This is a genomic window from Bradyrhizobium sp. KZN70725, assembly GCF_055264925.1.
On record NZ_JBUYWT010000110.1, the window covers coordinates 1 to 9,302 of the forward strand.

10 protein-coding genes and 1 pseudogene are annotated in these 9,302 nt (G+C 56.7%); 6 read left to right on the forward strand and 5 right to left on the reverse strand.

Going from position 1 to position 9,302, the window contains the following annotated elements; all coding sequences use genetic code 11:
* Nucleotides 1-246 precede the first annotated feature (246 nt).
* Nucleotides 247-2,037, reverse strand: a complete 1,791-nt coding sequence (locus tag ACZBJS_RS41090; RefSeq protein ID WP_316398198.1) for an adenylate/guanylate cyclase domain-containing protein — start codon at nucleotides 2,035-2,037, stop codon at nucleotides 247-249.
* A gap of 47 nt (nucleotides 2,038-2,084) precedes the next feature.
* Between ACZBJS_RS41090 and ACZBJS_RS41095 the strand changes: the two genes are divergently transcribed.
* Complete coding sequence (locus ACZBJS_RS41095; RefSeq protein ID WP_316398199.1) at nucleotides 2,085-2,375, forward strand: hypothetical protein; 291 nt, start codon at nucleotides 2,085-2,087, stop codon at nucleotides 2,373-2,375.
* 295 nt (nucleotides 2,376-2,670) lie between these two features.
* Nucleotides 2,671-3,174: a septal ring lytic transglycosylase RlpA family protein gene (locus tag ACZBJS_RS41100; RefSeq protein ID WP_410469799.1), complete on the forward strand. Its 504-nt coding sequence runs from the start codon at nucleotides 2,671-2,673 to the stop codon at nucleotides 3,172-3,174.
* Here ACZBJS_RS41100 and ACZBJS_RS41105 read toward each other — a convergent pair.
* From ACZBJS_RS41105 to ACZBJS_RS41120, 4 genes are all read right to left on the reverse strand, one after another.
* Entirely contained in the window at nucleotides 3,171-3,323 is a 153-nt protein-coding gene (locus tag ACZBJS_RS41105; protein WP_316398214.1) for a hypothetical protein, read from the reverse strand. The two genes, ACZBJS_RS41100 and ACZBJS_RS41105, sit on opposite strands and share 4 nt — an antisense overlap.
* A gap of 223 nt (nucleotides 3,324-3,546) precedes the next feature.
* Nucleotides 3,547-4,413, reverse strand: a complete 867-nt coding sequence (locus ACZBJS_RS41110; RefSeq protein WP_316398200.1) for an adenylate/guanylate cyclase domain-containing protein — start codon at nucleotides 4,411-4,413, stop codon at nucleotides 3,547-3,549.
* Nucleotides 4,364-4,945, reverse strand: a complete 582-nt coding sequence (locus ACZBJS_RS41115) for an alpha/beta fold hydrolase (RefSeq protein WP_316398201.1) — start codon at nucleotides 4,943-4,945, stop codon at nucleotides 4,364-4,366. The genes ACZBJS_RS41110 and ACZBJS_RS41115 overlap by 50 nt, the downstream gene beginning before the upstream one ends.
* 69 nt (nucleotides 4,946-5,014) lie before the next feature.
* Complete coding sequence (locus ACZBJS_RS41120) at nucleotides 5,015-5,575, reverse strand: ATP dependent DNA ligase (RefSeq protein WP_316398202.1); 561 nt, start codon at nucleotides 5,573-5,575, stop codon at nucleotides 5,015-5,017.
* A gap of 21 nt (nucleotides 5,576-5,596) precedes the next feature.
* On the opposite strand from ACZBJS_RS41120, the pseudogene ACZBJS_RS41125 reads away from it, so the two are divergent.
* The 4 genes and pseudogenes from ACZBJS_RS41125 to ACZBJS_RS41140 form a co-directional block, all read left to right on the forward strand.
* Nucleotides 5,597-5,992 (forward strand): annotated as a pseudogene (locus tag ACZBJS_RS41125) (hypothetical protein); the annotation flags it as partial.
* Between the two features lie 108 nt (nucleotides 5,993-6,100).
* Nucleotides 6,101-7,501: a DUF2130 domain-containing protein gene (locus ACZBJS_RS41130; RefSeq protein WP_316398203.1), complete on the forward strand. Its 1,401-nt coding sequence runs from the start codon at nucleotides 6,101-6,103 to the stop codon at nucleotides 7,499-7,501.
* Nucleotides 7,502-8,037: 536 nt separating this feature from the next.
* Complete coding sequence (locus tag ACZBJS_RS41135; RefSeq protein WP_316398204.1) at nucleotides 8,038-8,259, forward strand: hypothetical protein; 222 nt, start codon at nucleotides 8,038-8,040, stop codon at nucleotides 8,257-8,259.
* Nucleotides 8,260-8,271: 12 nt separating this feature from the next.
* Nucleotides 8,272-8,694 carry a hypothetical protein gene (locus tag ACZBJS_RS41140; RefSeq protein ID WP_316398205.1) on the forward strand — a complete coding sequence of 141 codons (423 nt, stop codon included), beginning with the start codon at nucleotides 8,272-8,274 and terminating at the stop codon, nucleotides 8,692-8,694.
* Nucleotides 8,695-9,302: the final 608 nt, after the last annotated feature.

Genomic DNA, 9,302 nt, shown 5'->3' on the forward strand with positions numbered 1-9,302 from the left:
CGAGCCGATATCCCCAGAAGCATCGAAATCCTCGTGCCGCCAGAGAACTTGCCGATCCTAAGCTGGCTCGGTATCAAACCGTCAAAATCACTGTGACGAGCCACTAGTGCCCTGTCGCTGTCCCGGCCGGCTTATGATCGGGTGGTTTAGTCAGCGATAGGCTTGATCGAAAGGCGTGGCGGACGTACCTGCGCCTGATGGTCTCGAAAGGCCCCGTGCGTAAAGCGCGGGGCCTTTTATATCTCATTAGCCCTCAGGAACACCGGCCAGCCGCATACCTTTGAGTAGTCGTTCCCGCCCCGCGATGTATGCGGGATCATCGCTCGATGAGCCCGCGAGCATGCGCCGGATGGTAAAGCTGGGATCGATTGCAAGGCCGGCTTTTGCGGCGCTCTGCGCCTCAGCTTTAACGTCCATCAACGCGAAAGCGGCGGCCAACACAAAATGGGCGAGGGGAAAGTTCCGATTGCTTTCGATGCTTCGTCGAAGCCAGGTTGCGGCTTCAGCATCTGCGCTGAGTTGCACTTTGGCTCTACCTACGCAATAGGTCCACCAATACACGCTCAGGTCACGCGGCGACAGCCGAAGCGCTTCCAGTATATGGCCTTCTGTGTCGCCAGCTTGCCCGGAAAACAGCTTGCCCAGACCTATAGCCGTATGAGCATCAGCCAGATTACGGTTGAGCAGCAGCGCTTGCTGACATTCGGCAATGCCAGGGAGTGCGCGATTTGTGAGAACATAAGCCAAACCTAATGCTAAATGCGCTTCCGCATATTCGGGCGCCAGTGCAAGCGCCTTAATTGCAGATGCTTCGGCTGCCAGTAGGCGCGTGGCTCTGTCGTCAGTTAGTAGGGCGGCTCCAGCAGCTAGATCAACGCTTGCCAAGCCAAGCAGTGCTCCCACACTTCGCTGGTTAATCGCTAGCGCACGCTCGAAAAGGTCGCGCGCCTGTGCCATACGCTTGGGCGTCGGCCCTTTGTAAAAGCAAGCGCGGCCCTGAAAGATTAGATCCGTTGCATCCGGATGCGGCGAGCGCTCCGCCCGCCGTGCCTCCGCCACAACGAGTTGTGCGCTTATTGCGTTCGCGAGCCTTGATACGATCTCGTCCTGCATGTCGAACAAATCGGCTACAGACTTGTCGAAGCGGTCAGCCCACAGATGATTGCTCGTTTCAGCATCAACTAGCTGTACGTTTACGCGAACGCGGCTACCGCTACGTTGCACGGAGCCTTCGAGGACGTACCGGACTTTCAACTCGCGGCCAATCTTCCTGAGATCGAGTGCTTTATTCTTGTAGGTGAATGCTGTGTGTCGGCCGATAACGAACGATCCGCCAATGCGCGATAGATCGGTGGTTAGGTTCTCGGTTACGCCGTCCGCGAAATAGTCCTGCTCCGGATCGCCGCTAAGATTGGCGAAAGGCAGTACAATGATTGAAAGGCGCGGTGGCGATAAAGAACGCGATCTGATCGCGTCACCCCGCGCCTTCGAACTGCGCGCATCCAGAACGGCTGCGTACGCTCGGACCGGTCGGGCAATGTTTTTGAGGTTTTGCTCACCGAGGTCGATGAATTCAACGCGGACTTTTCCTCGGACCTGATCATAGGCGGAAGACGAGATGCAAATGCCGCCCGGCTCTGAGATGCTTTCAAGGCGCGCAGCAATATTGACGCCGTCTCCGAATATGTCGTGGGGCTCGACGATTACGTCGCCGATATTGACGCCCACGCGGAAGGCGATACGGCCTTCTTCCGGATCGGCAGCCGTAAGTTCGTGGATGCGGGATTGAAACCGCAATGCGGCTCGAACCGCTTCGACCGCGCTCGGAAACTCTGCCAAGAACCCGTCGCCGGTATTCTTCACAATACGGCCACCGTGCTCTGAGATCGCAGGCGCGACGCCGTCGGCAAGAAGACTCGCCAATTTTGCATGCGTCGCCTCTTCGTTGCTGTGCATGAGCCGCGAATAACCGGCGACATCGGCGGCCATTATGGCCGACAGCCTGCGCTCTATCCGACCTGGCCTCTCTTGCACCATGGCCCCGCGATCCAACCTCAATGCTATTGTACGACGGATCGTATGGGATGCCCAGCCGGGCCGATGTCCGCTTTAGCGTTGTGGCTGTTTTGCGGTCGGTCAGCCAACTTGGCCGAACGCTCGCGGTTATGTTTGATTTGCTAATGCCATACGGCGATGTCGTGATGGCGTTGTCTGTGGTTCTGCGCATCAAGCGGACGCTGGATGGCGCGGAGATCGATCAGATCATTCGGGATGTGGAGGCGCAGAAGGCGCTGGCGGTTGAGCGTCGGCGTCGGGCCGACTGGCGTAAGCGCGAGGAGGCGGCCAAACGCTTTCGAGCCGCATGTGTGCCGTAGCCTTGCCAGGAAGTGCACTAGATCAAGTGCAGCAATCGGGGCGTCCTCATTGGCGCGCCGATGACGGCTCTTGGTGCCCGCGTCGCCAGAGACGCCAGCCCTGTCAGGCCGCTCAACGTGATGCGCTGCGGCGGATAAATGCGTGCTGCAGTGCGTCACAATTCGGAAATATCGGTATGCACTCACTTTCCGGCCCGTGACCCTCTGCGTGTGCAGGAACACACTTCATAAGTTTGCATTGATCTGTTGTTGTTTTAAATATTGAGTGAGGCCGATCATGCGTCCGCTTTCTGGAATGATCGCGATTGCAACAGTCCCGACGTTGATCGCAATTCAGGCGCCCCCTGCTGTCGCGCAGTCCTTCGACGACAGGTGGTCCGTCATTCCAAAGGCTCATGCAGAGCCCGCTCCTGAGAGACCTGACCAGACAAAGAAGGATGAGCCACAACTGCAACCACCGAGCGGACAAGAGCCGACAAGTGAGACGGGAGTTCGCTCGGGGACTCGATCTTTCAATCGAGTGCTTTCCGGAAAAGCCTCGTTCTACTCATACACGAAAGGAAAGACAGCCAGTGGTTCTCCGTTCAATCGGGATGCGCTGACAGCAGCGCATCGCAGCCTGCCGTTCGGCACCAGAGTTCACGTCACTGATCTTACGAGCAGAAAATCTGTGGTGGTTCGTATCACCGACCGCGGACCAAGGGTTCGCGGTCGCGTCCTCGACCTTTCACTTGGCGCTGCGCGCAGCTTGGGCATTACGGATCGTGGCGTGGTCCAGGTTCATGCTAAAGTGCTTTAAAAGGCAGAATGACCTTTATGCGGCGCCGAGATCGATGAGATTTCCGGGACGTGGCCGCGCGCAAAGCGTTGGCGGTTGAGCATCGGCGGCGGGCTGATTGGCGCAAACGCGAAATGGCGGCGAGCCGGTTTCGCGCTGAACTTGATCATCTCAATGCCGCGCCGGTGTCACATCTTGCGCAAGATCGGATAGTAAATCAGCCCTAGTTGATCGGAGGGCCGCGACGGATGTACTCGTGCCTCATGATCTCAGATGGGCTCCGGCGTGAAAGCGCCGGGGCCTTCGCTTTTGAGAATGCCCGCCCCCTCGCGAGATGAGCATGGGCTGCGATGGCCATATTTCTGTGCTGGTCTGCACTTCGCGCGGGTTCCGTCATCTGCTGGCGGCGAAAAGCTCCCATTTTCCCGGAAGTCCTTTCAACTGATACGATCCACGCCCAGCAAACTTTAGGTCCGTACCCGCGACGAGATCGGTAACGACGCGGGATACGAGAACCTCGCTTCTCGATGATTGAGACATAACGCGAGCGGCGGCATGCACGGCGATGCCACCAATATCGTTACCTCTGATCTCGACCTCTCCACAATGAAGACCCGCTCGAACAGGCAAGCCGATATTTTCGGCTTCCTCGCTGAGTGCCAGAGCGCACCGCACGGCTCTACCAGGACCGTCAAAAGTTGCAAGAACGCCGTCGCCCGTGCTCTTCACCAAATTTCCGCGGTGCTTGCTAATAAGCCTGCTCGAAACGTCGTCATGGCTGTCTAGGAGGTCGCGCCAACGATGATCGCCGGCTTGTGAAGCGCGGTTCGTTGAATCAACGATGTCTGTGAACAGTACTGTCGCAAGAACGCGCTCCAAATCGTAGTCGTCACCGACGCGGTGCCCGATGAGAAATTCTTCGATATCTCTTACAACTTGGTCAATACTTCCGGTCCAAAACGCGTGATCACCGGAGGGATACTCAATGTATTTCGCGCCCGGAATGCCATCGGCCAATTGACGCCCGAGCCTTACAGGAACTTGAGCATCAGTTGCTCGGTGTAATACGAGCGTCGGAGTGCGAACGGCGGGAAGGATAGGGGTTATGTCTATCCGCCTATTTGAAAGGAGATAGGATTTCAATGCGCCCGGACTGCAACCAAACTTTTCGAACTTGGCTATCCGCGCGATCGCGTCGGGATTGTTCGCTTCACTGGCGAAGACATTTCTCAAAAAATCGCCATTTCCCCAACGTTTCACTAGGTTCGCCAAGCGCTCTTGCATAACCTCCGGGCTGAGGTTTGGCGGCAGCAAGTCGGAAAATGCGAGCCAGCCCTCCAAAAAGGACTAGGTGAGTGACGCGATCAGGGTAAGCGGTTGCGAACATGGTGCTCATAGCTGCTCCCTCTGAAAAACCAATCAGAGCGGCTTTTCGCGAATTGATCGCGTCCATAATAGCGCGAACATCGTCAATCCGTTCTTCGAGCGATGGCACGTCCGCCAAGCGATCCGATAGACCTTGCCCTCTTTTGTCAAAGGTTACGACACGGGCGAATTTAGCGAGCCGCTTAAGAAAGCGCGTGTAGCCCGGCAATTCGTGCTGATACTCGATGTGCGAGATGATGCCCGGAACCAAAACCACATCGATAGGTCCGTCCCCCATAACTTGATAAGCAATATTGAATTCCCCACTCTGGGCGTATTGAGTTTCCGGCAATGGTAGCTCAGCCATAATCAGCCCCATTTTCTCGCAATAAATGCCAATTATCCTGGAAATTGCGCTGACTTTCAACCGGCTTCAATGAAATGCTGTTCGCTTCGGAAGCTGAAGTGGCACAAGGAAGTTGCCGGATGCGCGTTCCTATCGCTTCGACAGCCCCTTGAACGAGCTAGGTCGGAGCAGTCCTTCGGCCGTAATATCCCGGTACTCAACATCCGCGCAGAACTTCGGCTCAACCCATGTCGCCTTTGGCTTCTTGACCGGCTTGGTCAGCTTCGACTTCGGACTAACGACCGTGTCGAGTTGCTCGCGAATTTGGCTGGAGACGGTACGGGACCATCCGGTGCCGACTTTGCCCATATAGACCAACTCCCGGCCTTCCTGCTTGCCGAGATAGAGCGCCGCCACGACGCCCGTCGGGTCTTTGACGAACCCGACCACCGGAAAGTTCTCACGTTGGAAGGTTTTGACCTTCAGCCAACCTTCATTGCGGTCCGAGCGGTAAGGTGCATCGGCCTTCTTCGAGACGATGCTTTCATATTTCAGCTTGCTCGCGTGCTCGAACAATTCCTGTCCATCGCCCTCAAGATGCTCGCTGTACCGAACCGGAGGTTCGAGTTCATAGGCGTCAAACAGCCCCCGCAACATCGACTTGCGTTCAATCTGCGGCAGCTTCTGCAGGTCTTGCCCATCAAGCCACAAAGATCGAAGGCGTAATACAGCATGCGCCGCTTCACGCGATTGACGAACGCCTTCTCAAAGAAGGTCGGGAACCACGCCGCAGCGATTGCTCTGCATACGATGTACTACAACTTCGTGCGTATCCATCAGACGCTCAAGGTGACGCCTGCGATGGCGGCTGGCGTGACTGACAAGCTTTGGGAGATGGAAGACCTGGTTGCCATGCTGGAGCAATGGGAGCTGGCGAACTTCAAGCCCGAGTATCAGTTCGTCGTCCGTCAGTACGCTATCGGCAAGGGCCACTCGGTTAGCGTTCTGTGGCGCGGCGGGGAAGTGGACATATCTCCCACGCCTCACCGGAGCCACCGACAGCGTTGGAGCTTCGGAAAGCGGGGGATTGCCAACGCAAAATGCGCAAAACCGCCGCTTCTGGCTTGACCCTCTAAACGGGCCCGTTCTAATTTTGTTCTCATGGTGAGCAGAGGCCGCTTTCGGGCGCCAAAACTCCCTTGAATGATAGCAGCTGCCCCAAACCTTCGGACAAACATGTACGAGATCATCTGTCCCCACTGTGACAAGGCTTTCAAGGTCGATGAATCCGGCTATGCCGAGATTCTGAAGCAGGTCCGTGACGCTGATTTCGAAAAACAATTGCACGAGCGCCTGGAATTGGCCGAGCGCGACAAGCAAAGCGCTGTGGAGTTGGCCAAGACCAAGCTTAGCAACGATCTGCAAAAGACCGCGGCCGCCAAGGATGCCGAAATCCAGGATCTGAAGTCCAAGCTTGAGGCCAGCGAGGTTACTCAGAAGCTCGCTGTCACGGAAGCGCTCAGTGCCGTGGAAAAAGAGCGTGACACGCTCGCGAACGCGCTTGCCCAGGCTGAACGCGAGAAGAAGGCTGCCTCGGAGCTTGCTGAAGCGCTTTTGACCAGCGAGCTCCGCAAAGTCTCTGCCGTCAAGGAAGAAGAAATCCGAGAGCTGAAGGCCAAGCTCCAGGCTGTCGAGCTTGAGAAAAAGCTCGCCGTGACCGAAGCGGTCGGCGCCATCGAAAAGGAGCGCGATGAGCTCAAAAACGGCATCAGGCAGGCACAGCTTGAAAAACAGCTCGCTGAACAGTCGCTCAAGGACAAGTACGAGACGCAAATTAAGGATCGTGATGACGCGATCGATCGCCTCAAGGATATGAAGGCCCGCCTCTCGACCAAGATGGTTGGCGAGACCCTCGAACAGCACTGCGAGACTGAGTTCAACCGAGTGCGGTCGATGGCCTTTCCGCGGGCATACTTCGAGAAAGACAACGACGCGCGGACCGGCAGCAAGGGCGATTACGTCTTTCGGGATTTCGACGAGGCCGGCACCGAGATCATTTCGATCATGTTCGAAATGAAGAATGAGAGCGATAAAACCGCGACAAAGAGCAAGAATGAAGATTTCCTGAAGGAACTCGACCGGGACCGCAACGAGAAGGGCTGCGAGTATGCCATCCTGGTCTCATTGCTCGAACCTGACAGCGAACTCTACAACGCGGGCATCGTCGACGTCTTCCACCGCTATCCGAAGATGTACGTCATCCGGCCGCAGTTCTTTCTTCCCATGATTACGCTTCTGCGGAATGCTTCTCTCAACTCACTGAAGTACAGGACGGAGTTGGCGCTCGTAAAGGCGCAGAATATCGACATCACACAGTTTGAAAACCAGCTTGAGGCGTTCAAGAACGGCTTTGCGAAGAACTACGATCTCGCCTCCAGGCACTTCCAGACGGCAATCAATGAGATTGATAAGTCTATCGATCACCTGCAGAAGACAAAGGATGCGTTGATCGGTGCTGACCGCAATCTGCGCCTTGCGAACGACAAGGCGCAGGACGTGACAATCAAGAAGCTGACCAGGGGCAATCCCACAATGGCAGCGAAATTTGCGGAACTGAAAAGCCAAGCCGCAGAATGAATGAGGCGCATGCAGACGACAGAAGTCATTTCGCGCCTGAAGGCTCCAGAACTAAGAACCTCTTTTGGCAGGTCGGAAGTCCGGCATCGGCCCGATTTGGGCGGTCCGATGGGCGACGAGAGGCTTCTGAACCCTGAAGGCCGCCGATCTGGCGTATAAATATCCCTTACGTCTGCATCGCCACCAGCAGTGTTCGGCAACCCGGAATCGCTATGACCCGTTTCATATTGTATCGCAACATCGGCGACGAATTGTGGCGCCGCTCCAAAGGTGGGCGCGACGGGACATTTGGTATTACCGCAAGCTCAGTGAGACTTTCGATGTGATCCTGCCCGATGCACTGGCTCGGCAACTCGCGGTGACGGTTTCTCGTTTTCCCGCCTGATCAAATAGACTCCGCGACGGATCACTCCGACGGAGGCCTTTTGACTGATCAAGTTGAGCTTTGCGACCACATCTTCTTCTCTTGAAACTCCGCGGCATCGGCCGGATAATGGATCAGGTCCTTGGCCATCAGCATTCCGAGGAGGACGATCATGGCAATCCAGATCGTAATGGACCGTACCGGCGACAGCCGTCATCTTTTCAATCCCGACGACGCACGTGAGTTGGCGAAGGCCGAGCGGCGGTTCTACGAACTAACCAATGCTGGCTTCACCGCAGGGGTCCGGACGGGTCCGGGTCAGGTCACGCATATCCAGTCATTCGACCCGAACGCGGAAGAAACCATCTTCTTCCCCCGGCTGACCGGCGGGTGATCGGTCCACGCCATGTTGGGATTCAGGCCGTTTCGCCCGGGGCAACGCTCGCGCAAAAAAGCCATCCGGGCTCTCCTCATACGACACGGCGCCGAAAAAACTCCGGAGGGCCGCTCGCTGCGGCTCCTGCGGGAGTGGCTGTCGCCGGCGCAACGGAGCCAGTTCGCGGCAAAGGGGTATTTCGAGGCCGTCGGCTGTGACACCGGCAAGCAGTACAGGATCTACGCGGGCGCCATGACTAACGTCTGCGAGGTCGACAAACGGGGCCGCCCGACACATGGGCTATGTTTCCTGCCGTTGGGCGAGCTGCCGATCGGAGACGTCATGCTCTCCCAGAAGATTGCGCTGGAAAGTTGCGAAAGCCGCGCGCTCGAGGTGGCCAGAAGGTTCGCTCCGACCGGCTTCATGTTCCGACGAAATCGGCTTCTTGGCTAAAGCGCGACGGACTCTCTCACTTTGGGCACGAAAGGTCAAAGTCGATCGGCTGATGGTAGAACAGCACGACTGCAGGACCCTCAATAGGCCGTCGGCATTGTTTTCCAGCCGAGCCGTAAGGTCCCGGATGGCGTGAAGCCCTTCCAGGTCTTTCCCGCGCTGCGGTTCGAAGGCGGCCGTAGCGTCGATGCCTGGCGTCGCCTTTCGAACGAACAGAGCCTTGCCTGAAACCTCCAGGGAGAATCCCGAGTCTCTCCAGCAATCCAAGCTGAAAGAGCGCTGTCTTCGCTTCCGAGAGGCCGTCGAATTGAAGGTTTGCGTACTTGATGGCCACCTTCGAGCCGAACTCGTGCTTGATGCGAACGGTGGGAAAGTTTGCCGGCAGCTTGGCTCCATCGAAGAACTTCGTGATCGCCTTCGAGCCATCGCTTGACGCCCTGACCGTCAAAGCCGGAATTACTCCTGTAGCGAGCTGTGCGGATAGCTCCGAGAAAGCTTAGTCGTCCGTGAAGAATGCGGATTGACTTGAGAAATAAGCAGAATTGGTCTTGATGTAGTATTCGATTTTGCAGGAAAGCGGGGTATTGGACCTCGCTTTCTTGCGTTTT

Bases quoted from the DNA above. Each gene is read 5' to 3' on its own strand.
- ACZBJS_RS41090 (WP_316398198.1), bottom strand. From the start codon at position 2,037: ATGGTGCAAGAGAGGCCAGGTCGGATAGAGCGCAGGCTGTCGGCCATA.
- ACZBJS_RS41095 (WP_316398199.1), top strand. From the start codon at position 2,085: ATGCCCAGCCGGGCCGATGTCCGCTTTAGCGTTGTGGCTGTTTTGCGG.
- ACZBJS_RS41100 (WP_410469799.1), top strand. From the start codon at position 2,671: ATGATCGCGATTGCAACAGTCCCGACGTTGATCGCAATTCAGGCGCCC.
- ACZBJS_RS41105 (WP_316398214.1), bottom strand. From the start codon at position 3,323: ATGATCAAGTTCAGCGCGAAACCGGCTCGCCGCCATTTCGCGTTTGCG.
- ACZBJS_RS41130 (WP_316398203.1), top strand. From the start codon at position 6,101: ATGTACGAGATCATCTGTCCCCACTGTGACAAGGCTTTCAAGGTCGAT.
- ACZBJS_RS41135 (WP_316398204.1), top strand. From the start codon at position 8,038: ATGGCAATCCAGATCGTAATGGACCGTACCGGCGACAGCCGTCATCTT.
- ACZBJS_RS41140 (WP_316398205.1), top strand. From the start codon at position 8,272: ATGTTGGGATTCAGGCCGTTTCGCCCGGGGCAACGCTCGCGCAAAAAA.